Source organism: uncultured Winogradskyella sp., assembly GCF_937958655.1.
GTDB lineage: Bacteria > Bacteroidota > Bacteroidia > Flavobacteriales > Flavobacteriaceae > Winogradskyella.
Map to the genome: position 1 here is coordinate 1 of NZ_CALGNH010000033.1, position 25,028 is coordinate 25,028.

At 33.6% G+C, this 25,028-nt stretch carries 28 protein-coding genes; 8 read left to right on the top strand and 20 right to left on the bottom strand.

Going from position 1 to position 25,028, the window contains the following annotated elements:
• Positions 1-280: 280 nt before the first annotated feature.
• From Q0800_RS07340 to Q0800_RS07350, 3 genes are all read right to left on the bottom strand, one after another.
• Positions 281-1,003, bottom strand: coding sequence for a hypothetical protein (locus Q0800_RS07340; protein ID WP_299128638.1), 723 nt, complete (start codon positions 1,001-1,003; stop codon positions 281-283).
• A 5-nt stretch (positions 1,004-1,008) separates the two neighbouring features.
• Positions 1,009-2,562: a DEAD/DEAH box helicase family protein gene (locus Q0800_RS07345; protein WP_299128640.1), complete on the bottom strand. Its 1,554-nt coding sequence runs from the start codon at positions 2,560-2,562 to the stop codon at positions 1,009-1,011.
• A 148-nt stretch (positions 2,563-2,710) separates the two neighbouring features.
• Positions 2,711-3,805: an alkene reductase gene (locus tag Q0800_RS07350; RefSeq protein ID WP_299128642.1), complete on the bottom strand. Its 1,095-nt coding sequence runs from the start codon at positions 3,803-3,805 to the stop codon at positions 2,711-2,713.
• Positions 3,806-3,997: 192 nt separating this feature from the next.
• On the opposite strand from Q0800_RS07350, the gene Q0800_RS07355 reads away from it, so the two are divergent.
• Entirely contained in the window at positions 3,998-4,930 is a 933-nt protein-coding gene (locus Q0800_RS07355; protein ID WP_299128644.1) for a M23 family metallopeptidase, read from the top strand.
• 1 nt (position 4,931) lies between these two features.
• Here Q0800_RS07355 and Q0800_RS07360 read toward each other — a convergent pair whose 3' ends face one another.
• Positions 4,932-5,384, bottom strand: coding sequence for a DUF4251 domain-containing protein (locus Q0800_RS07360; protein ID WP_299128646.1), 453 nt, complete (start codon positions 5,382-5,384; stop codon positions 4,932-4,934).
• A gap of 5 nt (positions 5,385-5,389) precedes the next feature.
• Positions 5,390-7,858 (bottom strand): zinc-dependent metalloprotease, encoded by a 2,469-nt coding sequence (locus Q0800_RS07365; protein WP_299128648.1) that lies wholly within the window; start codon positions 7,856-7,858, stop codon positions 5,390-5,392.
• Positions 7,859-7,992: 134 nt separating this feature from the next.
• Here Q0800_RS07365 and Q0800_RS07370 point away from each other — a divergent pair, with 134 nt between their 5' ends.
• The gene (locus Q0800_RS07370) at positions 7,993-8,286 is read left to right on the top strand and encodes a DUF3817 domain-containing protein (protein ID WP_299128651.1); all 294 of its coding nucleotides are present in this window, start codon (positions 7,993-7,995) and stop codon (positions 8,284-8,286) included.
• Positions 8,279-9,526 carry a mechanosensitive ion channel domain-containing protein gene (locus Q0800_RS07375; protein WP_299128653.1) on the top strand — a complete coding sequence of 416 codons (1,248 nt, stop codon included), beginning with the start codon at positions 8,279-8,281 and terminating at the stop codon, positions 9,524-9,526. Before Q0800_RS07370 ends, Q0800_RS07375 begins: the two co-directional genes overlap by 8 nt.
• Here Q0800_RS07375 and Q0800_RS07380 read toward each other — a convergent pair whose 3' ends face one another.
• Entirely contained in the window at positions 9,527-9,913 is a 387-nt protein-coding gene (locus Q0800_RS07380; protein ID WP_299128655.1) for a hotdog domain-containing protein, read from the bottom strand.
• Positions 9,914-10,100: 187 nt separating this feature from the next.
• Between Q0800_RS07380 and Q0800_RS07385 the strand changes: the two genes are divergently transcribed.
• Entirely contained in the window at positions 10,101-10,517 is a 417-nt protein-coding gene (locus Q0800_RS07385; protein ID WP_299128657.1) for a glyoxalase, read from the top strand.
• Here Q0800_RS07385 and Q0800_RS07390 read toward each other — a convergent pair.
• From Q0800_RS07390 to Q0800_RS07410, 5 genes are all read right to left on the bottom strand, one after another.
• Positions 10,514-11,191 carry a DUF2461 domain-containing protein gene (locus Q0800_RS07390; protein WP_299128658.1) on the bottom strand — a complete coding sequence of 226 codons (678 nt, stop codon included), beginning with the start codon at positions 11,189-11,191 and terminating at the stop codon, positions 10,514-10,516. The two genes, Q0800_RS07385 and Q0800_RS07390, sit on opposite strands and share 4 nt — an antisense overlap.
• Before the next feature lie 75 nt (positions 11,192-11,266).
• A complete protein-coding gene (locus Q0800_RS07395) occupies positions 11,267-11,449 on the bottom strand; it encodes a hypothetical protein (protein WP_299128659.1) in 183 nt (60 codons plus the stop codon).
• Positions 11,450-11,502: 53 nt separating this feature from the next.
• Positions 11,503-11,667 carry a DUF1328 family protein gene (locus Q0800_RS07400; protein WP_299128660.1) on the bottom strand — a complete coding sequence of 55 codons (165 nt, stop codon included), beginning with the start codon at positions 11,665-11,667 and terminating at the stop codon, positions 11,503-11,505.
• A 150-nt stretch (positions 11,668-11,817) separates the two neighbouring features.
• Complete coding sequence (locus Q0800_RS07405; RefSeq protein ID WP_299128661.1) at positions 11,818-12,720, bottom strand: mechanosensitive ion channel family protein; 903 nt, start codon at positions 12,718-12,720, stop codon at positions 11,818-11,820.
• Positions 12,721-12,766: 46 nt separating this feature from the next.
• Entirely contained in the window at positions 12,767-13,270 is a 504-nt protein-coding gene (locus Q0800_RS07410; RefSeq protein ID WP_299128662.1) for a DNA starvation/stationary phase protection protein, read from the bottom strand.
• Positions 13,271-13,517: 247 nt separating this feature from the next.
• Between Q0800_RS07410 and Q0800_RS07415 the strand changes: the two genes are divergently transcribed.
• Positions 13,518-13,739 (top strand): hypothetical protein, encoded by a 222-nt coding sequence (locus Q0800_RS07415; RefSeq protein WP_155087696.1) that lies wholly within the window; start codon positions 13,518-13,520, stop codon positions 13,737-13,739.
• A 165-nt stretch (positions 13,740-13,904) separates the two neighbouring features.
• On the top strand, positions 13,905-14,354 hold the full coding sequence (locus tag Q0800_RS07420) for a hypothetical protein (RefSeq protein ID WP_299128663.1): 450 nt from the start codon (positions 13,905-13,907) through the stop codon (positions 14,352-14,354).
• Positions 14,355-14,413: 59 nt separating this feature from the next.
• On the opposite strand, the gene Q0800_RS07425 is transcribed toward Q0800_RS07420, so the two are convergent.
• Positions 14,414-15,199, bottom strand: a complete 786-nt coding sequence (locus tag Q0800_RS07425) for a tRNA pseudouridine(38-40) synthase TruA (protein ID WP_299128664.1) — start codon at positions 15,197-15,199, stop codon at positions 14,414-14,416.
• Positions 15,200-15,271: 72 nt separating this feature from the next.
• Between Q0800_RS07425 and Q0800_RS07430 the strand changes: the two genes are divergently transcribed.
• Positions 15,272-16,069, top strand: a complete 798-nt coding sequence (locus tag Q0800_RS07430; RefSeq protein ID WP_299128665.1) for a LytTR family DNA-binding domain-containing protein — start codon at positions 15,272-15,274, stop codon at positions 16,067-16,069.
• Positions 16,070-16,165: 96 nt separating this feature from the next.
• The gene (locus Q0800_RS07435) at positions 16,166-17,395 is read left to right on the top strand and encodes a S41 family peptidase (RefSeq protein ID WP_299128666.1); all 1,230 of its coding nucleotides are present in this window, start codon (positions 16,166-16,168) and stop codon (positions 17,393-17,395) included.
• Positions 17,396-17,498: 103 nt separating this feature from the next.
• On the opposite strand, the gene hisIE is transcribed toward Q0800_RS07435, so the two are convergent.
• The 8 genes from hisIE to hisD form a co-directional block, all read right to left on the bottom strand.
• Positions 17,499-18,098 (bottom strand): bifunctional phosphoribosyl-AMP cyclohydrolase/phosphoribosyl-ATP diphosphatase HisIE, encoded by a 600-nt coding sequence (gene hisIE, locus Q0800_RS07440; RefSeq protein ID WP_299128667.1) that lies wholly within the window; start codon positions 18,096-18,098, stop codon positions 17,499-17,501.
• 87 nt (positions 18,099-18,185) lie between these two features.
• Positions 18,186-18,941, bottom strand: a complete 756-nt coding sequence (gene hisF / locus Q0800_RS07445) for an imidazole glycerol phosphate synthase subunit HisF (RefSeq protein ID WP_299128668.1) — start codon at positions 18,939-18,941, stop codon at positions 18,186-18,188.
• 8 nt (positions 18,942-18,949) lie between these two features.
• Positions 18,950-19,858 (bottom strand): ABC transporter substrate-binding protein, encoded by a 909-nt coding sequence (locus Q0800_RS07450; protein ID WP_299128669.1) that lies wholly within the window; start codon positions 19,856-19,858, stop codon positions 18,950-18,952.
• A gap of 2 nt (positions 19,859-19,860) precedes the next feature.
• Complete coding sequence (locus Q0800_RS07455; protein ID WP_299128670.1) at positions 19,861-20,670, bottom strand: 1-(5-phosphoribosyl)-5-[(5-phosphoribosylamino)methylideneamino] imidazole-4-carboxamide isomerase; 810 nt, start codon at positions 20,668-20,670, stop codon at positions 19,861-19,863.
• Positions 20,671-20,762: 92 nt separating this feature from the next.
• The gene (gene hisH, locus Q0800_RS07460) at positions 20,763-21,344 is read right to left on the bottom strand and encodes an imidazole glycerol phosphate synthase subunit HisH (protein WP_299128672.1); all 582 of its coding nucleotides are present in this window, start codon (positions 21,342-21,344) and stop codon (positions 20,763-20,765) included.
• Positions 21,345-21,439: 95 nt separating this feature from the next.
• Positions 21,440-22,573 (bottom strand): bifunctional histidinol-phosphatase/imidazoleglycerol-phosphate dehydratase HisB, encoded by a 1,134-nt coding sequence (hisB, locus tag Q0800_RS07465; RefSeq protein ID WP_299128673.1) that lies wholly within the window; start codon positions 22,571-22,573, stop codon positions 21,440-21,442.
• A complete protein-coding gene (gene hisC, locus Q0800_RS07470) occupies positions 22,570-23,616 on the bottom strand; it encodes a histidinol-phosphate transaminase (protein WP_299128674.1) in 1,047 nt (348 codons plus the stop codon). The genes hisB and hisC overlap by 4 nt, the downstream gene beginning before the upstream one ends.
• 57 nt (positions 23,617-23,673) lie before the next feature.
• The gene (gene hisD, locus Q0800_RS07475; RefSeq protein ID WP_299128675.1) at positions 23,674-24,966 is read right to left on the bottom strand and encodes a histidinol dehydrogenase; all 1,293 of its coding nucleotides are present in this window, start codon (positions 24,964-24,966) and stop codon (positions 23,674-23,676) included.
• Between the last annotated feature and the right edge of the window lie 62 nt (positions 24,967-25,028).

The following is a 25,028-nucleotide window of genomic DNA, read 5'->3' on the forward strand; positions in this document are numbered from 1 at the left end:
GTAATGGAATTATAAACACTGTGGGATATTTTACATAATATCATTATAGTTGACAAATGGTACACTTTGACTAAATAACCAATAATTGCATTTGTCCTATAATTTATATTATGTAAAATACTTTATTTTAATCCCTTTTTATATATCCCTCTTCCTATAAGAAACCAAAGCCAAAATATATTAGTCATAATACAAGTAGAAACAAATAATTATAAGATAAGCTTCGTTCTTAACTTATTTCTAAACTTTTTTTAACTACTAATAGTAAATAAAAACGTTTTTATAATAAGGCCTGTAATTCTTTTAATCTAAGTTTTAGTAAATCTTCTATTTCTTCTATCATGCCATAGTATCCATTTGTATATAAAAACTTCATGTGCACAACTCTATTTTTATAGTCTGTAGAACTAAAATATTTGTATTCATCTACGGTAAAATTAGAATTTGGAAGAATTAACTTTTCATACCAATCATACGTATTTTTAATATGATTTATATTGCTTATAAATTCATCAGTTATAATAGCATCCATTTTTCTTAATCCAGCAATCGAAAAACTATAGACTTGTTCAATTTCAATCAACTTATCAGATAAAGCAGTTTTATTTAAAGCAACCTTCTCTAAGTTAGCTGTGGCCACAGTATTTATGGGTAATAACTGAATCTGTAATGTCACCAAAAAGGGGGCTTCTAGACGTACTTCGAGACGTTCCTTTGTAGTTTTATTCTTTTTTAAGTAACGATCATATTTTTTTTCTTCACTTTCAATATAAGATAGTACTTCCTTAATAGTATCAAGATCAACTTTAAGCTTCTCTTCTATTTGTTTTGCTATTTTTAGCGTATCTTCATTAAGGGTCTTGGACGCATTATTATTATTAATAGCTACTGCAATTAAAATACCAACTACCACAAGTATTATCTCACCTAAGGCATACAATAGGTAATTCTTAAGACGCTTGCCTTCTATCATTTTAAATCGAGCTATGTTAAATAATTTCATACGTTCTATTCTTTTGGTGGATAGCCGTGGATTTCTTCAAACTTAGTATCAAAATTAGCCCGTAGATAAGATATTAACTTCTTGTAATAATCATCTTTTAACCACTTTAAAAAATTATGCGTGCTCTTACTAATACATTTCGCATATATTTCTATACGCTGATTAATGTCGTCTTTTAATAATTTGGCTAAGCCTAAAGCATCATAAACATCTTCACTATTTTCTATACAAATTTTAGCATGTTGCTCTATGGAGCGCTCTAAAACTACTTTAGAGGATTCGCCTTTTGCTACAGCATCTTTGTAGGTTTGTTGAATATCAAAATAAGTTGCTTCGGACTTTGAGAATTCATCTTTAATTTCGTCTGCCAAATCGTGCTTAAAATTAGACTCTATAACATCGTCAGTCTTAATTCTATCTGCATACCAATTTGGTGATTTAAAAATCAGTTGCCAATCTAAATCGGCTCCCCAAGGTCCAAATCTATAGAGGTTATTCCCTAAATCTATAATGGTGAATTTAGATTTATTGTTTAAAATACGAGAACCACGACCTACCATTTGGTAATACAACGTTAAAGATTTTGTGGCTCTGTTTAAGATAATAGTGTCTATTGTGGGCTCATCAAAACCTGTGGTTAATATACTCACCGAGGTGAGTATGGCATTAGGAGTTTTGTGAAACCAGTTTAAAATTTGCTGACGCTGTTTTTTAGTGGCTGTATTATCTAAATGCATAATGGGTAAACCTGCTTGCTTAAAGGCGTAATAGACGCTAATAGAGGTATTAATCCCATTATTAAATATAAGCGCCTTCTTCCCTAGGGAATGCTTTTTGTAAGCATCTACTGTTTTTTGTAACATGGCCGGACTGGTGTATAAATCTTCAGAAGATTTTACTGTATAATCACCATTAGAGCCTATTTCTAAAGATGTTAAACCCATATCATAGGCATAAGTTTCGGCACGGGCCAAAAATTCGTTTTCAATTAAATTCTCTATAGTCTCACCTGTGATAAGTGCATCGTAATTGTCTTTCATTGGAAGTTCTTTATTAGAACTCAACGGTGTTGCTGTAACACCAAGTATAAAAGAGGTTTCAAAAAATTTAAACAGTTTTGTAAACGAATTGTAGTGGGCTTCATCAATGATTACTAATCCAACATCAGAAATATCTAAGACACCATCATTTAATCGATTATTTAAAGTCTCAACCATGGCTACAAAACACGAATAATGCGCTTGGTCATCTAAATTAGCCTTACTGTTTACCACCTTATTAGTAACACCAAAACTAGTCAGCATTTTTGAGGTTTGATTACACAATTCAATCCGATGCGTCATAACCAAAACCTTCTTTTTGTGGGTTTTAAGATATTGCCTTACAATTTCAGAGAATATAACGGTTTTACCACCACCTGTAGGTAATTGATATAATAAATGATAATCGTTTTGAGCAGATTCAAATTTTTCAAATATTTGACTAATTGCCCCTTTTTGGTATTCGTATAGTTCCTTATCTGTTTTCTTTTCCTGTAGCGCTTTGCTGATCTCTGACATGTTGTGATTTTATTGAGAAGCAAAATTACGCTATTTTAAAGGATTGCTAAAACGATTTAAAGCTAACGATATTTGTTTTCTGACATAATCGTATAAATGTTATATGCGCTAAAGACTGGCTTTTTAAACGGTTACTATTATAAAAAAACTAATAGTCTGTATAGCCTTCTTTGCCAGGTGTATAAAACAAATCTGCATTTGGTTCTTGTAACGGCTGACCCGTTTCTAATTTTTGAACTAAATCTGGATTACTTATATAAGGTCTACCGACGTATACCAAATCATAATTCTGTCTCACCACATCTAAGGCGTCTTCTTTTGAGGTGACGTCACCTCCGGTGATTATGGTATCTTCAAAATTTAGTTTGATTGTGTTTTTTATATCACTACTAAAGTCTGGTGCTCCCATACTCCCGGAGTGGTCTGCTATATGAATATATGCGATACCTATTACTCGTAATTCTCTCGCCAAATAGGCATATAATTCTATTAAATCGTCATAATTATGAGACACATCATTCATAGCACCATAAGGTGAAAGTCTAATACCAACACGCTCCTCGCCTATAACCTTAACCACTTTCTTAACGGTTTCTAACACAAATCTTGCTCTATTTTTAAATGAGCCACCATATTGGTCTTCTCTAACGTTAGATCTTGGATTTAAAAATTGATCTAGTAAATAGCCATTTGCGGCATGCAACTCTATACCATCCATTTCTGCTTGTTCAATGAGCATTTTAGCGCTTTCAGCAAATTCGTTTTGCGTTTGTTCCAATTCTATTGGAGTCATTGCTTTTGGTGTAACAAAAGGAACATTTCCTTTAGCATCAGTGTACATTTCACCACTAGCCTTAACCGCACTTGGTGCCAGTACTACACCACCATTAGGTACATTCTCTTCTGCAGCAATACGTCCGCAATGCATTAGCTGAACAAACATTTTACTACCATTATTATGCACACTATTAGCAACGTGTTTCCAACCTTGTATTTGTGCTGGGCTGTAAGCTCCAGGTATTCTGGCATAACCAATACCATTAGCAGAAGGAGATGTGCCTTCAGAAATAATTAAACCTGCACCTGAGCGTTGCCCATAATATTCTGCCATAAGCTCGTTAGGAATATTATTAATCGCTCTACAACGAGTTAATGGTGCCATTACTATTCTATTTTTTAACTGTAATTGTTTTAGTTGATAGGGTTCGAAAATCGAGATATCATTTTTAAAAATACTTTCCATATAATTTATATTCTGTTACTAATTCTTCAAAAATAAAGACACCTCTTAAATTAGATGTGCTGTATTACAATTAGACTTAATTCAAATACTTTAATTATACATTATTTTTTTATGCAATTTTTTTTTGAAGAAAATGAACGTTGTTTAGTTTTAAATTAACTTAGATGCACTTTAACAATACTTAACTACTAAATGCGAACCCTCTTTTTAATGTTTTCAGTTTTAATGATGTCGTTATCTGTTATTGCACAGAATGACTCACTTCCTAAAGCTATTAAACTAAAACTAACAGAAGTTACCGATAAAGCTTTGTTAATTAATGAAGCGGATATAAAAATTAAATCAAGCGCGATTACAGTGAAAAATACGCCTGTAGATATAAAAGCAGACTATTGGGACACTACGGCTTATAATCCTTATCGCAATACCACTTCAGAATTTCCGATACATATTAAATTTAATGATAGCACCTATTCCTCTCCTGTTCTGCATCATAAGGTAATAACATCGCGCTATGGGTGGCGGAGAGGACGACCACATAAGGGTATTGATATAGACCTTGTTACTGGCGATTCTGTGGTCGCTATTTTAGATGGTATTGTGCGCTTTGCAAGGTATAGTCATGGACATGGTAAAACGGTTGTTGTACGGCACTACAACGGATTAGAAACAACTTATGCTCACCTCTCCGAGATTGCTGTTACAGCTAATGACACCATATATAAAGGTGGATATTTGGGTAAAGGAGGCAATACGGGTCGGTCTAGTGGGAGTCATTTACATTTAACAACCAGTTATAAAGGGGAATATATACACCCAGAATACCTTTTAAATTTTGATGCTTCTAATACCATACGTGCTAAAGATATTTGGGTAACTAAGAAATGGACAAGACCAAGCTATCATAGCTCTAGACGCGTCGCTCATCTTACACTTTTTAAGACTAAAGAGGCTGCATTTGCCAGTTTAGAAAAACAACGTAAGATCTACGTGGTCCGCAAAGGTGATACGCTTTCGCGCATTTCTAGACAAAACCGTACAACCATAACATCTATTTGTAGGGTTAATAAAATTAAGCGTAATTCTACATTACGCATCGGACAGAAACTTGTCTTAGAATTTTAAATTATTCTTTTACTATTTTACCTACTTGAGAGGTGTAGTCTAGTCCGTTTTTTAAGGTTAAAAAGGCATTACCATTTGGTTTTACATCAATGTAGAATTCATTGTCATTGATTTTAAAGGAAATGGCAATGGTTTGTTTTTCGTCATCTAAATCTACTTTATAATCCGTTATGGTATCTTTTAATTTATGATTATCCTTAGACCTTAACTTATTGAGATTTACAGTAGCATTATCTTGTTTTATGTCTATAAAATTGGTATTGGGCTCTAACGTTTCTCTATTTTTATTAGAATATACCACCTCACCTACAAACTTGTAGTCTTTGGAAAGCACTAAACGCTTTGCGGTATCATAGGTGGATTGAAATTTTTCCTTTTGTGTCATTTTTTGAGCACAGCTGTAAGTGCTTGCAGACACAAATACTAAAAATATTAATATTGCTATACGTTTCATCATAATTATTTTGGGTCTAATATAGTGTTAATTCGTTCGATACAATCTCTATAATGATATCTACTATCAGTATTTATTTCTGCTCTAGTTGCTGAGTTTAAAACACGTTTTAGTTGATTTAACTCACCTCTAACAAGGGCTCTAACATCGGATTGATTAACATTAAAATACTGCCTTGAGCGTCGTGGATCTAAATTTTCTGTCATTAAATAGGCCATTCTATCGATATAGCTACGCTGTAAATTACGTCTAAAGACATTTACGTTTACACCTTTTTTTGCTTCGGACCATAGCCCTAGTCGAATGTCTCTTAGCATATCTAACGCTGAATAGTTATTAGCATCCATAGCCTTATGATCAATAAGTCTGCCAAGACGTTCAAAATTCAATAAATTATTAAGGTGACGCCCTTGTAAGCTTCGTATTCTGTCCGTATAACCAGCAGGTTGAATGTTCTTTAGAATAGCTTGATTCATCAACCAATTTGGTGTTTCAAATGCATTTTTATGCAGCCAGTTTATTGCCGATTTTTGGTAAGACTTTACTACAGGATTATAAACAACACCAGCTTGCGATGGGTTTTTGGTGTCTTCCACTACTCCACCAATATGGGTAACAACGTGGCCTACGTAGCGACTCCATACTCCTAATAATTCACTATAAAGTTCTGCCAAATCTTCATAATTATCTGTAGTATCACTAGTCCAAGACGGAAGGTTTTTTGCTACAATCTTTAAGTTTTTTAGCCCATAGGTACTGGCTTTTATACTATTGTTGCCAATATCTTCGGTCTGCGCAGTTGGATCAAATCGGCTACTTTGCTTTCCAAATTTATACTTAGGATCACCGGCTTTTTCCATAATCCAGCGGTTTAGTGTTTGCTTTTCATCCTCCGCAGATTTCGCTTCAGGAATAAAACGGTACCCAAAATTAATAGCATAATCATCATAAGGTCCTAATTGCCTCACAAATCGTATATTTTTATCACCTGGCTGAGCGATATAGTTATAGCGTGCATAATCCATTATTGTTGCCGCAATTCCATTTTTCCGTGTAAAGTCACCATCTCTGTAACTTTCTACATCATAGGCATAACTTGCACTCATATTATGCGGTAAGCCAAGGGTATGACCCACCTCATGTGCAATTACCATTTTCATCATTTCACCAATGTCTTCTTCTGGTGTATTTAAAGTTCTTGCAGAAGGGTTAGCAGCTCCTGTCTCTAATAAATAACGGTTTCTGTAGGAGCGTAAATGATTATGATACCATATTATGTCACTCTCTATGATCTCACCACTACGTGGATCTGAAACACTTGGCCCTGTTGCGTTACGTGTGGTACTTGCCACATAACGCACTACAGAATACCGAATATCTTCTGGGCTAAATTCTGGATCTTCTTCTTTTGTTGGAGGATCTTTGGCTATTATGGCATTTTTAAACCCAGCAACTTCAAAAGCCTTTTGCCATAACTCAATGCCTTCTTTCATATAAGATCTAAACTTTTTTGGCGTCGCAGGATCTAAATAATATACAATGGGTTTTACTGGCTCTACGAGTTCACCTCTTTTATAAGCTTCTATATCTTTTGGGATTAATTTCCAACGTCTTAAATATGTTTTTTCCTCTGCCTTAAGCTCGTTACTCCCATAGTCATACTGACTTAGGGTAAACCAACCTACTCTATCATCAAAATAACGCGGCTGCATTGGCTCTTTTGGTAAAAGTATCATGGATTGATTTACTTGAATACTTATAGATTGTGCGCTGGCATTACTTGGTGGTGAAGACGCATTGTAGGTAAAATCTTGTACAACCTCAATATTTTTAGGATAACTCTTCATAGAATTGATAAAACTCCTTGACTTATCTAAATTACGCACTTTGTATTGCGATCTAAAGTAAGATGGTAAGCCACTAATGGCTTTTACATCAGAGTTGTAAAACTGTGTTACATCTACAACAACGGCAGAAGAATCCTTAGCAAATGCTGCAATATCAAAAGCATATAATGTTGGTTCGTAATTATTAGCGCGTACAGAGATATTAATTGGCAAACTATCCGCTGCTACTGCGCTCGATGATTTTTCTTTAATGAGAATTTTATCTCTGAAACGCTCCCAATTAATCATTCTGGTATTAATTTTTGTCCCTGCGTTTACATAACCACCTCCTAGATTTGAAGGCAATTTAGACAAACGACTCACTAAGAGCATATCCGTATTAAGGTAATCTAACGGAATTTCATAATAATACTTTTCTCCAACCACATGCACGGTAAACAAACCCTCGTCTGACTTCGCATTTTTAGTAATTACTTTATCATACGGTTTTATTTTACCTGTATTTTTTTTGGGATTTTTCGGTTGTACTGCTGCAGTTTTAGGTGGTTTAGACTGTTCTATTTTTTTAGCAGTAGCACAGGACATAAGTACACTTAAACACAGAGATAGTAATAGGTATTTTTTCATGCTTAGAATTGAAATATTTGAATGAGTGCTTAAAGATAACCAATACAAATAGAGTTTGTAAATATTTCTTAAAAGCTTTTTAAAAAGCGTGGTTTTTAAGCTTTTGTAAAGTATTTTTGCACTAAAATCAGCGTATGTCAAAGCTTTTAGCCACCTTTAGAATTGTAGCGCTTTTAGAGGGTGTTTCTTATATTCTTTTACTGTTCATTGCATCTCCAATAAAGTATTTTGCCAATGACCCACAATATGTAAAAATGCTGGGTATGCCACATGGTGTTTTGTTTATAGCCTATGTGGTTATGGCAGTTTTTATAAGTAAAGATATGTCTTGGAACATTAAGACCCTTGGCATTGTTTTAGTAGCGTCTATAATTCCTTTTGGCACTTTTTACATAGACAAACACTATTTAAAAACACCACATGAATGATCTAAAACACCTTGTTTACGATGTACTCATAGAACGCGGCTTATCCGAGACCACAGCCAAGTATGTAAACATGCTGATTTTACTAGCTGCATTAGTTAGTATTGCATTTGTAGTAGATTATATAACCAAACGTATACTTTGGAAGTTTTCGTCTGGTGTTGCAAAGCGAACTAAGAGTAATTTTGATGATATTTTAATAGCTAATAAGCTTCCTAGAAATGTAGCACATATTATTCCACTTATGTTTCTTATTGAATTTGTGCCACAGGTATTTTCAGATTTTGTATACACAGAGAATATTATTGAGAAAACTCTAAAAGTTATAGCAATACTGTTAACACTAAGGATTATAAAGTGCTTCTTTTATTCGCTAAGAGATTACTTAAAAACCTTACCTCGTTATAAGGATAAACCTATATATAGCTATATCCAAGTGGTGATGATTTTTTTATGGCTTCTTGCTATATTTTCAATTTTTGCCATAGTAACAGGTATCTCATTTCTTCAATTTTTTGCAGGTATAGGAACCGCATCTGCCATTATCATCTTAGTGTTTAAAGACACTATTTTAGGCTTTGTTGCCAGTATACAAGTTACAGTTAATGACATGGTACGTATTGGTGATTGGATTACTTTTGAAAACTATGGTGCCGATGGCGATGTTACCGAAATTACCCTAGCTACTGTTAAAGTTCAAAATTGGGATAAGACCATTACTACAATACCAACATATGCTCTAATATCGGACTCGTTTAAGAACTGGAGAGGTATGATTGCCTCTGGTGGACGTCGCATAAAGCGATCTGTAATTATAAAAACATCTACTATTAAGTTTTTAACAGATAATGACATTGAACGATTTAAAAAAATTGCTTTAATATCTCAGTATTTAGAAAACCGTTCTGACGAGATAAAAAAGCACAATACCGAGAATGATATTGATAAGTCTGTACTGATTAATGGCCGTAACCTCACTAATTTTGGGATTTTTAGAAAATACTTACAAACATACATGGACAAGCATGCTGCTATCAATAAAGACATGACCTTAATGGTGCGTCAGTTAGAGCCCACTCCTCAGGGAATTCCTATGGAAATCTATGCTTTTAGTAACGATATACGATGGCAAAACTACGAATATATTATGGGAGATATTTTTGACCACGTTTTAGCCTCGGTAAAGTATTTTGATTTGGAAATTTACGAATTGGGACTTGCTTCACCCAAGTCGTTACAATAACTACTCTAATCTATCACTTACAAACTCTACTTCTGTTTTTCCGTGTGGTGCTGGCTTACCATCGAAACCCAAGTTTACCATAATCATATTCTCAACGGTTAAGATTGTTTCTCTAGTCATTTTATTTCTTGCTTCACATTTCATGGTTATTGACGTTCTTCCAAAGTGAGTGACTTCTATACCGATCTCAACAATATCACCTTTTTTAGCTGATGCCATAAAGTTAATCTCAGACATGTATTTTGTTACAATTTTAGAATTTTCGAGCTGAATGATGGTATAGAGCGCAGCTTCTTCATCGATCCACGCAAGTAGTTGACCGCCAAACAAGGTGCCATTTGGGTTTAAATCTTCGGGTTTTACCCATTTGCGAGTGTGGAATCTCATGTTACAGTTATTAGTTTTGGTAAATAAGTACTTTTTTAATTAATTAAGGTTTTTGTTTATTCAAAGATAAACTATGAAACTAAAAATAACCCTTGTTAATAAGACGGTTAACAAGATATTTTAACTCTAATCTTATATGATAACTTAATAGTTAATTTTAGTAGTGTTAATCCTTAAAAACTTAACCATGGCAACTAGATCTGAAAACCTACTAAACATACGGCCAGAAATACCATCTGCAAAAATTTATGACACCATGAGTTCTGATGAGTTATTTCAGAATAAAACATTACGTCCTGTAATTAAAATGCAGCATGATTTATTTATCGTAGTTTTTAGTAATTATATTAAAAAGGGTAAGCATGTGTTTTATGACTTAACGCTAGACAAGCAATTGGCTTATATAGACAATGCTATTCATAAAGATATGAAGTTTAGAAACGCACTAAAGGGTATGATTATTGGTCAGTTTACTGTAGAAGAATATGCGCTTTACACCAAAAATTCATCGGCTTTAAATAAACGTATGATGGCTATTGTTAAAGAGCGTCTTATAAATAGTATTCAGTTATTTAAAAAACCAGAGATTTTAAAGGCAGTTTAAAGCAGTGATTCGCCATTAAGGTTTGTGGTGAGTACGTCGCTCATGTAATCAAAATACGGTCTAATTACTTTAAAAGCATCGTTTACATTATAAAGAAAGTCTTCCGCTAAAACGTCCTTATCTGTATAATGCTTAGTGAAGATAAATTGCTTTCTACGGATAAGGTCTATAGCTGGGTGCTCTTTATCAAAACCTTTTGGTGCTGTTTTTAGCGTATCACCCACAAAACCTCCCCAAGTTTTATTAAAGGTCTTGTTACCCAATATAACTCGTATTTCGTTATCATCCATTTCAAATTCTTTTCGAATTCTAAAGAGATCTTCTTTATTTGGTTCCCAAAATCCGGTGGCTATAAAAGATTCATTATTGGGTTGAATGTGCATGTAATAACCACCTCTGAGTTCTGGCTTTTTTCGAGTAAAAGATCCACCAAAATGCGTTTTATAGGGTAGTTTATTTTTTGAAAAACGGACATCTCTATAGATTCTAAATAGTTTTATTTTTTCAATCTGATCATGGACACTCATGGCTTCACCTAAATAATTATATGCCGATTTCACTTTGGCTTCAATGGCCTTAAACTCTAGCTTGTGTTCATTAAACCAGTCTCTATTGTTATTTTGAGATAGTTTTTTAAAAAAGGTAAACGCTTCTTTTGGTATGCTCGTACTCATCCTTTTTTTTGATTTTTATAAAAATAAAAAAAGCCATCTAAAGTGATGGCTTTACTTTAATCAAGTTTAAGTAAATTACATGTCATCTACAGCATCTTCAACTTCATCTGCTGCATCTTCTACTGCATCACCAGCTTCGTCAGCAGCGTTTTCTACGGCATCTTCAACTTTTTCGCCAGTAGATTTCTCCTCTCTACAACTTGTTGTCATTAAACCTAAACAGAATAGTGTTATAAATAAATAAGTGAATTTTTTCATTGTTTTAAAATTTTATGGATACTAGTTTAAAGTGTTTTATTATAAATACTTTTTTAAATTTTCTTAGCTGTACCTCTAAAAAGAGAAATTACAAATAATATTAGAAATAAGAAGAAGCATACTTTAGCTATGGTAGCCGCTCCTCCTGCAATTCCACCAAAGCCTAAAACTCCGGCAATAATCGCAATAATTATAAATGTGATTGTCCAACGTAACATAATTTAATTTTTTAGTGTTAATTAATTTTGACTTTCAAAATTGTACCTTACAAAGATCGCAATGACTTATCATGTAATTTTGCTGTAATACTATTTTTATTGTCGCAGTAGATTAAATCATTACTTAATAATAAATCATCTTTTTTCTAATTAATTATTAGAGAACGACTCTTTAAGATCTTGAGATTTTACACTCAACTTATTATCAAATTGCAAGGTTCTTATTGGGAATGGAATATTTATACCTTCTTTATCGTAAGCTTTTTTAATCTCTATTATGGCTGTAGTCTTCGCTTTTAGTTTTTCGAGCATGCTTTCTGCGTCTATCCAAAAACGACAGAGATAATTAATAGAGCTGTCTCCAAATTCGGTATAATAAAATTCTACATCGTCTTCAGACTTTACCTGCTCAAAAGCATTTGCAATAACACTTTTAGTTAATTGTTTCACTTGCTCTAAATCAGACTCATAGCCTACACCACATTCTAAAAAGACTCTCATACGTGTTGTAAGTGAATAATTTTTTAATGGATTCTCTAATATGGTTTTATTAGGTATAATTACAATATTGTTATCAGCTTCTTTTAATGTAAAATCTTTTAAATTAATATCAATAACTTCACCAGAGTAGCCTGTAGTTTCTACCCAATTACCTATTTGTATTTTCTTTCTAAACGATAATATTAATCCTGCAAATGTGTTGGATAGCGTTCCCTGTAATGCCAAACCAATTGCTAAACCGACAACTCCAGCACCTGCCAACAGAGACGTCAGTGTTTTACCTAGGTCCATGACTCCTAAAGCAACAAACAGACCTAACGCCACAACGACCACAGCCGTTACTCTTGCAATTGCACTAGAAATTGACTCTTGTTCTATTTTTTTTGACACTAACTTATTAACGAGCTTGCTTACATATTTAGCCGTATAATATGACGCTATCATTACGATAACAGCCAGTATAAAATTTGGTATATATTCTATTGAGGTATTAAACCAACCTTGTAGCTTATCTATAAGGTTGCTTAATGCTGTATTAAATTGTTCTTTCATCGGTATTTATTTTATTATTAAACTTTAAATTAAATATAGACGTTGTCTAGGACTCTAATACCGCTTCGTTTAATTGTGCTTCTGTTTTTTTTGTAAAAGCATCTAACATCCAGCTGCTTTTTTCTAATTCTTTAATGTAAGCTCCAATTAAATCAATGGTACCTTCATCGTTCGCTTCTTCTGCTTTATTGACTACCTTAGTCATTTGCTTAAGTAAGATAGAATGATTACTCAAAATAATTTTTACCATTTCCGTATCGGTTAATTTAGACGAAGCTTCTTCTATTTTAGCCGTCTTTAAATAATCTTTTAGATTACTCATTGGGTGGTAGCGTAATGTTAATATTCGCTCAGCAATTTCGTCTATTTTGAGGCGTGCGTCGGAATACAGTTCTTCAAATTTTTCGTGTAGCTCAAAAAAGTTCTCACCTAAAATATTCCAGTGAAAGTTTCTTAGATTTTGGTAGTAGATATGATAATCCGCTAATAACGTATTAAGTTCTACAACAGTTGGTAATAATTTTTCGTCTTTAATATTTAAATAATTCATAACTATTATTTTTAGTGGTTAATTTTTTTTGACTCCCTTAATATAAGCGTGTAAGCAATTTTGTCAAGTGACTTAACAAGGTTTAACGCTTAAGACAGCCTATTAGCATAAAAGTATGTTAATATAAAACCAAAATGTTAAGGCATTTTAACGATTATCATCTTCATTTAATAGAGTTAAAAATATAGTTGTGAGTTGACAGAATTTTCCGTATCATGCAATACTTTTAAAACATACACTAACTTTTATGGGTAGACCAGCAACAAGACCAACAAAATTAAAGGATGGTTACTATATTGAAATTCGAAACAAAGGTTCAAAATCAGGAGTAAAATTATATAGTGGCACCAAATTACAGATGCATCGTGCTATTAAAATGTACGAACGTTCTAAAGAGGTTATCATTTTAGGCGAATCTGTTAATGGAAAATTTGTTGACAAAGAACCAAAATTACATGTAGTAGATTAACTATATATAAATGGTATTTTAAAGGGGTGAGAAATTTAATTTTCACCCCTTTTTTAATACATAAAACGCAAAGCCAATATTGTATTTATGATTTTTTTTATAAATTGTTAAACAATATGGTGGTTGTTTCTACCAAAAAAACTAACTAATTAAATCAACTTTATTATGACAAATTCATTGAATAAACCACCGATTTGGTTTTGGATTGTAAGTGCTATTGCACTACTTTGGAATGCTATGGGGGTTATGGTTTACATAGGCGATGCTTACATTACAAAAGATATGATTGCTCAATTACCAGAACGACAACAAGCTTTCTATACGCTAGAAATGCCTGCTTGGTATACCGCATGTTATGCTTTAGCCGTTTTTTGCGGACTTTTAGGATGTATTTTCTTGTTACTTCGAAAAACTTGGGCTAAACCTATGTTTATAATATCCTTTATAGCGGTAATAGGACAAATTTTGCATAACTATGTACTTAACAATATTTATGATAAAATGAATTTATCTATAAATACTTTTGAATTGTCTATGGCCATAGCCATCCCTGTAGTTGCTATGTTGTTAGTACTCTTCTCTAGAGATTCAGCAAGAAAAGGCTGGATTAAGTAACTTTTAACCAACCAACCAACCTTAAAAAGGAATCTGCATCGTTTTATTGATTCCTTTTTTTATTCAAAGTCAATAGAATGTAAAATTAAGCCAGAAGCTGGTGCAATATAATCCATAACCTCAGTACTTTCGTCTTTGAGTGTTTCACTAATATAACCCAAAGTCACCTCTCCTCTACCTAGTTTTATTAAGCATCCCATCATTAACCTAATTTGGTTTCGCATAAAACCCTTGCCCCTTACTTTTAAAACATAAGATTCCTTTGGAAAGAAATTGGCCGTGTATATACTATTATTGGTAATCTCGCAATGCACAATGGTTCTGGTATATTCACCTTTATCGGTCGCTTTATAGCAATAGGTCTTAAAATTATGTGTGCCCTCAAATAATTTTGCGCCCGTTTTCATTAGTTTTACATCCAAAGGTTCTAGGATTGTGGTTAAAATAGGAGCACAAAAAGGATGATTCTTCTGCCCTTCTGAAAAAACATAATGGTATTCTTTAATTTTTGAATCTTTTATAACATTAAAATCCTTTGTAACTTCCGAAATGGATAAAGCACGTATATCTTGCGGTAAATTATGATTAAACAGCTCTAAAAAGGCTTCAAAATCTAAAATAGGGTTGTTATATATAAATAATTCTAAAGCTGCTTCATTTGCAGAAACCATAGCATCAGTTCTGCCTGCACCCAAGGTTTTAAAACGAATATCTCCAAGAATATACTTTAAGGTTCTATCTATCATTAAATGAATTGTTTTTACATCGGGCTGTTTTTGCCAGCCATGAAAACGATAGCCTAAATATTGAATTTTGATAAGGTAGTAAAAGCGCTTTTCGAACATAAGGGCAATAACGTTATTTTATTGAAGATTCCAAAAGCAATGCTTATTTTTATATTCAAAATTTAATCTCTTTTGAAGCGCAACTATCCTTTTGACCCTTTATTAAAAAATCATATTTTAATTGGCTTATTATTAGCGGTTTGGATATTTGTATTTTTATACTTTACAGAACCCTTAGATGTTAATGAATTTGACGAATCGGAAAAACTCATTTATTTACCCATTTACGGTGTCATAGGTGCTTTGTTATATCTATTAAACCTTCCTTTTCAATATTGGCTGTATAAAAAATATCAAAACAGCTGGACGTTAAGTTCTGAGCTTATATGGCTAACGGTATTTATCTTGGTGTCTATAATTATATTGCGATTATACTATTTACAGTTTATTGTAGAATGGGATCCCTATGCTTACGGTCTTGTTTATCACCTTAAAGCAATATTGTTTCCGGCTATTTTAACTATACTTCCAATTATCATTATAGGCAGATTTGCACTTGGCAAATACCATGAAAAACGGTTGGAAGATAAAAAAGTGGAGATAAAAGGTGAAGGTAATTATGAAGGGCTTCGCCTTCTATTTAATGATATCGTAAGCATACAATCTTCAGATAATTATATTGAAGTTTTTTATATATCTGGTAAGGAGTTGAAAAAGACGCTTATTAGAACTAAACTTTCTGCAATAGATGATGCCTTCTCGGAGTTACTTCGTACACATCGTTCGTACGTAGTGAACCCATTTCATTTTCAACAATGGAAAACCGAAAACGGTAAGCATTTTCTCATACTTAATTACAATATTGAAGTGCCGATTTCAAAAACCTACCTCAATGCGGTAAAGACTACAATTAATTCCACCACAAACTAATATCATTTCACCCCAAACACCCATTATTATTGCTACAAGTGATTTTGTTTGAAATACTTTTGTTTCAGAAAGTTTAATCATATAAAACATTGAATCATGAAAAAATTAGTTAATTATTTACTCGTAGTATTAGTTACAATAGCATCAGTAAATGCACAAATTGAAACCTGTGATTGCAAAACAGATTTAGATTTTGTAATAGAGAAGATGAAGAAAATGCCGTCTTACAAAAAGCAGACAAAAGGCGATAAAGCAAAAGAATTTGAAAATCTGTACACAAAATTAACTTCACAGATGGTAAAGCCAATTGGTGTTGAGGCTTGTTATAAAATGCTTCTGCAACAAATGGCTCTGGTCAACGATGTGCATGCTTCCTTAAAAGTGAACACAGCGTTTTTACCAAAGTCTTATTTAGAAGATACCGAAAAGATTAAATCCTTTAAAGCGTCAGCGCTTTATAAAAATCATCCTAAAACAAATAAGCATCTTTTAGACCTAGATATAGACCTTAAAAATAAACCTTTGGAACATAAGGAAGGTATTTATAATTTAGGTGACAATGAAAAAATAGGTCTTTACGCAGCAGGTAATACACAAGATTTTATTGGTGTATTAATGGAAACAAATTTAGAACATTGGACACCAGGTGAAATCCGTTTTTATCTTAAGCATACCAATGCGAACAAGTATAACATGTATTTCTATGATGCTAATACAAGGACGCCTAGTTTGGTACAAAGTCTTTCTTTCGAAAATGGAAGAATTTGGCGCTATAAAAAAGAAGGAAACACCCTTAATAATGAATTACTGTCCGAAAAAATAGAAGTAGCCGCATTTAAGCAAATTAACGACAATACACAATACCTATACTTTGCAACTTTTGGAAATAGCAAGCGAAAAGAGCTTAAAGCGTTTTTTAATGATACAAAAAGTAAGTTGACAGCAGATCATATTATAGTGGACTTAAGAAGCAATGTTGGTGGTAATAAAAAATTCTCGAACCCATTTTTAAAACTGTTAAAGACTAAAAACGTTTATGTACTTACCAATTGTTTTACAGGTAGTAATGGGGAACAGTTTACGTTAAAACTCTTAAAGAACAAAAAAGCAAAGCATTTAGGCCAGACGACACGCGGTATCATAGCCTACGGGAAAAATTATGGGTATTCGTACGCTACACCTTCTGGTCATTTTCAAATCACACCAACCGATATGAATTTTCATAGCTATTTTGACTATGAGGGAAAAGGTGTTGTTCCGGAAATTAAACTAGACTTTGATAAGGATTGGATAGAACAAACGATAGATATAATTAATGCCAATTAAACGCTCGTGATTCTTTATAATTTCAAAACTTTCTAAATGTATTATAAAGAAAAGCTGCTATAGTCTTAGATTATAGCAGCTTATTTTTTTACTATTACTTTCTTTATTTATGCCTTGCCTCAAGTACGGAAACCACATCTTTAAGTTTAAAACCTTTTGCTTGTAATAGCATTAAATAATGAAACAGTAAATCTGCGCTCTCATCTAAGAAGAGTTCATCATTATTGTCTTTTGCTTCAATAACGACTTCAACAGCTTCTTCGCCTACTTTTTGTGCAACTTTATTAATGCCCTTAGCAAATAAAGAGGCAACATAAGACTTTTGAGAATCCGCATGCTCAATTCTAGAGCTAATAACATTTTCTAATGTAGATATAAACCCAAAAGATGGGTCATTAGATTCACTCCAACAAGTGTCGGTACCTGTATGGCATGTTGAACCTTTAGGATTTACCTGAATTAACAGAGTGTCATTATCGCAATCTAGTTTTAAATCTACAAGATTCAGCACATTGCCGCTTTCTTCACCTTTAGTCCAAAGTCTATTCTTGGTTCTGCTAAAGAATGTGACCAATCCTTTTTCCTTAGTTTTATTAAATGCTTCTTCATTCATGTAACCCAACATTAGAACCTTTTTGGTTGTTGCATCTTGTATAATGGCTGGTACAAGTCCATCCTTATTTTTATTGAAATCTATTTTCATTGCAAACTTGTTTGTCATTCCGCACTTGATGCGGAATCTATTCAATATCTTTATTATTTGATATTCCTGCTTTCGCAGGAATGACAATTATAGCCTTACAGGTATGCCCTGTTTTTTTAATTCTTCTTTTAATTCCATAATTGGTATTTCACCAAAATGAAAAACACTTGCAGCCAATGCAGCATCTGCTTTACCCAGCTTAAAGGTATCCGCAAAATGTTGCTTAGTGCCAGCTCCACCAGATGCTATAATTGGTATATTAACTAAATCAGATAATTTAGCTAAGGCCTCATTTGCAAAACCTGCTTTGGTGCCATCATGATTCATGGAGGTGAATAATAGTTCACCTGCTCCACGTTCTTCAACTTCTATGGCCCAATCAAACAATTTTATATCAGTTGCAATGGTACCACCTGCTAAATGAACAATCCACTCTTCGCCTACTTTTTTTGCATCAATAGCAACGACAACACATTGGCTGCCAAATTTATTGGATAGTTCGCTTATTAATTCTGGGCGTTTAACTGCTGATGAATTAATTGATACTTTATCTGCACCACAATGCAACAAATCATCCACATCCTCAACTGAAGAAATACCACCACCAACAGTAAATGGAATATTAACTTGTTCGGCAACCTTTAATACCATGCTGCGCATAGTTTTTCGTTTTTCTTGAGTTGCAGAAATATCTAAAAACACCAATTCATCAGCGCCAAGTTCAGCATATTGTTTAGCCAATACAACAGGGTCACCAGCATCTCTTAAGTCTACAAAATTGACCCCTTTTACCGTGCGACCATCTTTAATATCTAAACAAGGAACAATTCGTTTTGTGAGCATCTGTATAATTAGTTAAAAAAGTTATTGGTGTATAAATCGGTTGGGTTAATATCCTTTGTCTCTAAATTATTCGCTTTTATCCAAGCCACAAAATCAGCGATTACTTTCTCATCAATAAAATCCAAATTTTCTTTCGACCCAAAATATGGCAAGCTCAAATTTAATGCTTTTCTTAAGTTTATAGTTTTATCCTCTTCACTTAAATATTTAGATAGTATCGCTACCGCATTATCTGGATGGTCTTTGCAATATAAAAACCCCTCTCTGGTTGCTTTCAGAAAACTACTTATTTGGTCGGGCTTTTTAGAAGCATTTGTTAAACCGCAAGCAATTACTGGCGAATATGAATATGGGACACCATAATCTTTCATTTTAAAATAGTTGAATGGGATTGCTGATTGTTCTGCTTCAACCCCTTCCCAATTCATAAAAATCCAAGTAGAATGAGCAACATCCTCTAAGAGTGTATTCCAAATCCCTAATTTTTCGGGATAAATGATTTTAATGTCCCCTTTACCTCCATCATTTTTAATCATTTCCTTAATTATAGCATCCTCATACCTTGCTTTGTAAGAACTATAAGACTTACCATCTAATCCGCGCGGTCTTTTAATAGTACTACTACTTTTAACTACGATTGCACTAACATCTTCCTGAAAAATTGCTCCTATCGCAATAAGGTTAAAAGGCTTTTCTTTGGTTTGATAGCTGATTATACTTTCAGTTGGGCAGAGCGCAAAATCTGCTTTGCCCAATTCTACTTTTTTTGCTGGTGTTAGCGCGTAATTATCATGCGCTGGATTAATAATGTCTAATTCAATACCCAAGGATTTATAAAACCCTTTTTCTTTTGCTACAAAAAAACCAATGTGGTTAATATTTGGTGTCCAGTCTAAAGCGAGTTTGAGCGGATTCATAATTAATTATTTAAAATAAAATGTTCTATTTCTTTTAATGAAATTCTGTTCTCGTAAATCGCCTTACCAACAATGACGCCTTCGCAGCCCATTTCAGCTAATTTTGGTAATTCTTCATATTTTGAAATTCCGCCAGAAGCTATGAGTTTTATTCCACTTGTCATCATAAGCGCAGTCGAAAGGTCTTTTTCTTTAGTTTGAGATTTCTCGACATCGCTCGAAATGACAGAACACTCATTTAGAATACGTTTATACAATTTAAATGATGGGCCTTGAAGCATTCCATCTTTAGAAATGTCGGTGCAAATCACATAATTGATTCCCTTAGATTGATAAGCCTTAATAAAAGGAATAACCTCTAAATCGCTTTCTTCTTGCCATCCTGAAATGGCAATTTTTCCTCCCGAAGCGTCGGGATTACAATCGGCTCCCAAAATTATTTTATCGGCTCCAAATTTAGAAATCCAATTTTTGAAAACAGAGGGGTTTTTTACGGCAATACTACCTCCTGTTATCTGATTTGCGCCAGACTCAAAGGCTATTTTTAAATCCTCGTCTGACTTTAAACCTCCACCAAAATCTATTTTAAGATTGGTCTTTGTTGCTATAGCTTCTAAAACCTTATAATTTACAATATGGCTTGCTTTTGCGCCATCTAAATCCACAACATGCAGGTATTGTATGCCTTTATCTTCAAAGGCTTTGGCGACTTCAACCGGATTCTCATTATACACTTTCTTGGTATCATAATCACCCTTGGTTAAGCGTACACATTGTCCATTAATGATATCTATTGCTGGTATTATTCTCATATTTATTTCCCGTGAAAACGGAAATCTTTTTAAATTAATTATTTAATTCTATTGAGATGCTTCAACAGGCTCAGCATGACATGTTCATTCAATTATAATTCAAGGAAATTCTTCAACAATTGTTCACCAGTTTTTCCGCTTTTCTCAGGGTGAAATTGTACGCCAAAGAAATTATCGTTCTCTAAAGCTGAAGCATATTCTATTTCATAATCTGAATTTGCTATAGTTTCATTACAATTTTTGGCATAATAGCTATGTACCAGATACATGTAATCATCTTCATCAATATTTTTGAATAAATCAGATTTTAAATTCTTAATCGTATTCCAGCCCATTTGAGGGACTTTTACTTGATTAGAAAAACGTTTTACATCAGTGTTAAAAATACCCAAGCCTTTAGTATCTCCTTCTTCTGTATGCTTACACATTAGTTGCATTCCTAAACAAATACCTAAAACTGGTTGTTTTAATTCTGGAATCAATGCATCTAACCCACTTTCTTCAAGCTTTTTCATGGCTGAACTTGCTTCACCAACACCTGGAAAAATAACTTTATCAGCTTTTAGAATGTCATTGGCATCTGATGTTAAAACGGCATTATAACCCAATCGCTGAAAGGCAAACTGAATACTCTTTATATTGCCAGCACCGTAATTTACTATTTTTAGATTCATAATTTTTCGTTTTGTCATTTCGAACTAATGTGAGAAATCTCATTATGAGGTTACTCTTCGTCCCAATAAATATTGAGCCGCTGTCGGAATAACAACTATAACATTCCCTTTGTAGATGGTAAAATCATCTTGTTTACATCTCGTTTTACTGCCATTTTAATAGCTTTGGCAAAGGCTTTGAAAATAGCTTCAATCTTGTGGTGCTCATTTACACCCTCTACTTTTATATTGAGATTACATTTTGCACCATCGGTAAACGACTTAAAGAAATGATAAAACATTTCTGTTGGCATTTTACCAATCATTTCGCGATTAAACTCTGCATCCCAAACCAGCCAATTTCTGCCACCAAAATCTATGGCTACCTGTGCCAAGCAATCATCCATTGGTAAACAGAACCCATAGCGTTCTATACCTAGTTTATTGCCAAGTGTTTCTGTGAATACTTCGCCAAGTGCTATGGCAGTATCCTCAATGGTATGATGCTCATCGACTTCTAAATCGCCATCAACCTTAATATCTAAATCTATTTGACCATGTCTGGCAATTTGGTCTAACATGTGGTCAAAAAATGCGATGCCTGTATCGATTTGGCTTTTTCCTGTACCATCGAGATTAAGGTCTATTTTTATCTTGGTTTCATTGGTATTACGTTCTATATTTCCAACGCGTTCGGTGGTTTTTAGAAAATTATATATAATTTCCCAATCATTGGATTCTAAGGCAATATAGTCTTGTAATGCTGCATTGCTCACAGTGACTTCATCTGTACCAAGATTGGTGTTATCATTAATAAATATGCCTTTCGCACCTAGATTCTTAGCTAATTCTACATCTGTTAATCGGTCACCAATGACGAATGAGTTTGCTAAATCATAATCATCGGAAAAGTATTTAGTCAGTAAACCTGTATTGGGCTTACGCGTTGGCGCATTATCTTTTGCGAATGTCCTGTCGATAAATTGTTCTTTAAAAACTACACCCTCACTTTCAAAAGTTTTAAGTACAAAATTATGAACAGGCCAAAATGTATCTTCAGGATACGCTTCGGTTCCTAAACCGTCTTGATTGGTAATCATAACGATTTCAAAATTTAATTCTTTTGCTATTTTACTGAGGTACTGAAACACTTTAGGGTAAAATTCTAATTTCTCAAACGCATCTATTTGCTCGTCTGCTGGCTCTTTTATTAGTGTTCCATCTCTATCTATAAATAGTACAGGCTTCATGATAGTTGGTTTAAAGTCTTAATTAATTTTTTGTTTTCATCAGATGTTCCCACGGTAAAACGAAGGCAGTTTTCGCAAAGCGGTTGTGTTGTTCTATTTCTTACCACAATACCTTTTTCAATAAGCTGATTATATCTCAAATTGGCATCATCAACCTTTGCTAAAATAAAATTAGCATCCGAGGGGTAAACCTTATTAACAAACGAAATAGTGTTTAATGCTTTAATTAGAATTTTACGTTGTGTCAATATATGGTCAACCTCGTTTCTTACTTCGTTTATAGCATTTAGTCTTTCTAATGCTTTAATCTGCGTTAACTGATTAACATTATAAGGGGGTTTTATCTTATTCAAAATCGATATGATGAATTCTGAAGCATAACAAATACCTAATCTAACACCAGCTAAACCATAGGCTTTAGAGAGGGTTTGAGTAACAATAAGATTAGGAAACTCATTGAGTCTGCTTAGCCAACTCTCTTGACTCGAAAAATCAATATACGCTTCATCGATAACGACAAGTCCATTAAAGTTTTTGATTAAATTTTCAATCTTAACTACCTCAAAACTATTAGCTGTAGGATTATTTGGCGAGCATATAAACAATAGTTTAGAATTACTGTTTTGAACGTTTAATATCTCTGAAACTTTAGGCTGAAAATCACTATCTAATTCTACCGAAATAACATCTACTGCATTTAAATCTGCTAACACTTGATACATACCGTATGTTGGTGGTAACGTAATAATGTTATCTCTATTTGGCTCGCAAAATGCTCTAAAAATTAAATCTAACACTTCATCGCTACCATTACCTAATAAAATTTGAGATGCTTCTGTTCCTTTAATTTGAGATAAACGTTGCTTTACAGCTGTTTGTTTAGGATCTGGATAACGATTAACGTTAGATTGAAAAGGATTCTCATTAGCATCAATAAACACCATATCTGCTGTAGCATCTTTGTATTCGTCTCGTGCTGAGGAATAGGCTTCGATGCTTTTAATGTTCTCTCTTAGTAAGTTATTTATCTCTTGTTCTTTCATTTTGTTATTCTGAGTTTAGTTCAGAATCTATTATTTTTTTTAGGTCCTGAAACGATTTCAAGACGGTTTCGATACGTCTTTTAGTCGTATCGAAATCGCATTTTTATGTGCTTGTAAGCCTTCTGCTTCTGCCATTAATTCTATAGCTGGTCCGATAGCTGCAATACCCTTTTGTGATATTTTTTGAAAGGTTATACTTTTTTGAAAACTATCTAAATTAACACCAGAGTACGCCTTTGAAAATCCATTGGTTGGCAAGGTATGATTGGTGCCAGAGGCATAATCACCTGCGCTTTCTGGCGTATAATTACCAATAAAAACAGAACCTGCATTACCAATGCTCTCAACAAAAAAATCGTTATCTGTTGTTGAAACTATGAAATGTTCTGGCCCATATTCATCTATTAAATCTAAGGCCGTTTTAAAATCTTTTACTACAATTGACTTTGAGTTGGCTATAGCATCTGTAGCCATATCTTTTCTAGGTAAATCCGCTAATTGAGACTCTACTTCTGCATTAACCTTTTCAGCAAACGCATTAGATGTTGTTACTAAAATCACCTGGCTATCAGAACCATGTTCTGCCTGACTCAATAAGTCTGAAGCTACATATGCTGGGTTAGCCGATTCATCTGCCATAACCAACAACTCGCTTGGACCAGCAGGCATATCTATAGCCACACCATGCTTAGTTGCCAATTGCTTAGCTACAGTAACGTATTGATTACCTGGGCCAAATATTTTATAGACTTGCGGTATAGATTCCGTACCAAAAGTAAGACCAGCAATAGCTTGTATACCACCAACTTTAACAATTTTAGTTACACCGCAACGTTTAGCTGTGTACAATATTTCATCCGCAATTTTGCCTTCGCTATTAGGTGGTGAACACAATACAATCTCTTTACAACCTGCTATTTTAGCTGGTATGGATAGCATTAAAACTGTTGAGAACAAAGGTGCCGTTCCTCCAGGTATATACAAACCAACTTTTTGAATTGGTCGTTTTTCTTGCCAGCATTTTACGCCTTTCATGGTCTTTAATGAGACTTTCTTTGTTTTCTGTGCTTTATGAAAGCGCTTAATATTCTTCCTAGCGAGTTCTATTGCTTTTTTTAAGTCTTTAGATATCCGTTTTTCAGCCTCGTCTATTTCATCTTTAGTAACTTCAATAACTTCAAGTTCAACTTTATCAAACTTTGATGTATAAGCTTTAATAGCTTTATCACCTTTATTCTTAACCTCGTTAAAAACAGTATTAACCGTGGCTTCTATAGCATCAACAGTTTTTGTCGGACGCTGTAAAAGCGCTGACCACTCTGATTTTTTTGGGTTTATGTATGTTTTCATTTTTGTTTTCTTGTTATGAGATGCTGAAACAACACTTTGACAAGCTCAGTGTAACAATTCGG

Excerpts from the sequence above, each read along its gene's own strand:
- Q0800_RS07370 (WP_299128651.1), top strand. The coding sequence starts at position 7,993 with ATGTCAAAGCTTTTAGCCACCTTTAGAATTGTAGCGCTTTTAGAGGGT.
- Q0800_RS07435 (WP_299128666.1), top strand. The coding sequence starts at position 16,166 with ATGAAAAAATTAGTTAATTATTTACTCGTAGTATTAGTTACAATAGCA.
- Q0800_RS07395 (WP_299128659.1), bottom strand. The coding sequence starts at position 11,449 with ATGAAAAAATTCACTTATTTATTTATAACACTATTCTGTTTAGGTTTA.
- hisF (WP_299128668.1), bottom strand. The coding sequence starts at position 18,941 with ATGCTCACAAAACGAATTGTTCCTTGTTTAGATATTAAAGATGGTCGC.
- Q0800_RS07410 (WP_299128662.1), bottom strand. The coding sequence starts at position 13,270 with ATGAATTATTTAAATATTAAAGACGAAAAATTATTACCAACTGTTGTA.
- hisD (WP_299128675.1), bottom strand. The coding sequence starts at position 24,966 with ATGAAAACATACATAAACCCAAAAAAATCAGAGTGGTCAGCGCTTTTA.
- Q0800_RS07375 (WP_299128653.1), top strand. The coding sequence starts at position 8,279 with ATGAATGATCTAAAACACCTTGTTTACGATGTACTCATAGAACGCGGC.
- Q0800_RS07425 (WP_299128664.1), bottom strand. The coding sequence starts at position 15,199 with ATGTTCGAAAAGCGCTTTTACTACCTTATCAAAATTCAATATTTAGGC.
- Q0800_RS07340 (WP_299128638.1), bottom strand. The coding sequence starts at position 1,003 with ATGAAATTATTTAACATAGCTCGATTTAAAATGATAGAAGGCAAGCGT.
- hisIE (WP_299128667.1), bottom strand. The coding sequence starts at position 18,098 with ATGAAAATAGATTTCAATAAAAATAAGGATGGACTTGTACCAGCCATT.
- Q0800_RS07420 (WP_299128663.1), top strand. The coding sequence starts at position 13,905 with ATGACAAATTCATTGAATAAACCACCGATTTGGTTTTGGATTGTAAGT.
- Q0800_RS07365 (WP_299128648.1), bottom strand. The coding sequence starts at position 7,858 with ATGAAAAAATACCTATTACTATCTCTGTGTTTAAGTGTACTTATGTCC.
- Q0800_RS07405 (WP_299128661.1), bottom strand. The coding sequence starts at position 12,720 with ATGAAAGAACAATTTAATACAGCATTAAGCAACCTTATAGATAAGCTA.
- Q0800_RS07390 (WP_299128658.1), bottom strand. The coding sequence starts at position 11,191 with ATGAGTACGAGCATACCAAAAGAAGCGTTTACCTTTTTTAAAAAACTA.
- Q0800_RS07360 (WP_299128646.1), bottom strand. The coding sequence starts at position 5,384 with ATGAAACGTATAGCAATATTAATATTTTTAGTATTTGTGTCTGCAAGC.
- Q0800_RS07400 (WP_299128660.1), bottom strand. The coding sequence starts at position 11,667 with ATGTTACGTTGGACAATCACATTTATAATTATTGCGATTATTGCCGGA.
- hisH (WP_299128672.1), bottom strand. The coding sequence starts at position 21,344 with ATGAATCTAAAAATAGTAAATTACGGTGCTGGCAATATAAAGAGTATT.
- Q0800_RS07450 (WP_299128669.1), bottom strand. The coding sequence starts at position 19,858 with ATGAATCCGCTCAAACTCGCTTTAGACTGGACACCAAATATTAACCAC.
- hisB (WP_299128673.1), bottom strand. The coding sequence starts at position 22,573 with ATGAAGCCTGTACTATTTATAGATAGAGATGGAACACTAATAAAAGAG.
- Q0800_RS07455 (WP_299128670.1), bottom strand. The coding sequence starts at position 20,670 with ATGAGAATAATACCAGCAATAGATATCATTAATGGACAATGTGTACGC.
- Q0800_RS07350 (WP_299128642.1), bottom strand. The coding sequence starts at position 3,805 with ATGGAAAGTATTTTTAAAAATGATATCTCGATTTTCGAACCCTATCAA.
- hisC (WP_299128674.1), bottom strand. The coding sequence starts at position 23,616 with ATGAAAGAACAAGAGATAAATAACTTACTAAGAGAGAACATTAAAAGC.
- Q0800_RS07380 (WP_299128655.1), bottom strand. The coding sequence starts at position 9,913 with ATGAGATTCCACACTCGCAAATGGGTAAAACCCGAAGATTTAAACCCA.
- Q0800_RS07345 (WP_299128640.1), bottom strand. The coding sequence starts at position 2,562 with ATGTCAGAGATCAGCAAAGCGCTACAGGAAAAGAAAACAGATAAGGAA.
- Q0800_RS07355 (WP_299128644.1), top strand. The coding sequence starts at position 3,998 with ATGCGAACCCTCTTTTTAATGTTTTCAGTTTTAATGATGTCGTTATCT.
- Q0800_RS07385 (WP_299128657.1), top strand. The coding sequence starts at position 10,101 with ATGGCAACTAGATCTGAAAACCTACTAAACATACGGCCAGAAATACCA.
- Q0800_RS07415 (WP_155087696.1), top strand. The coding sequence starts at position 13,518 with ATGGGTAGACCAGCAACAAGACCAACAAAATTAAAGGATGGTTACTAT.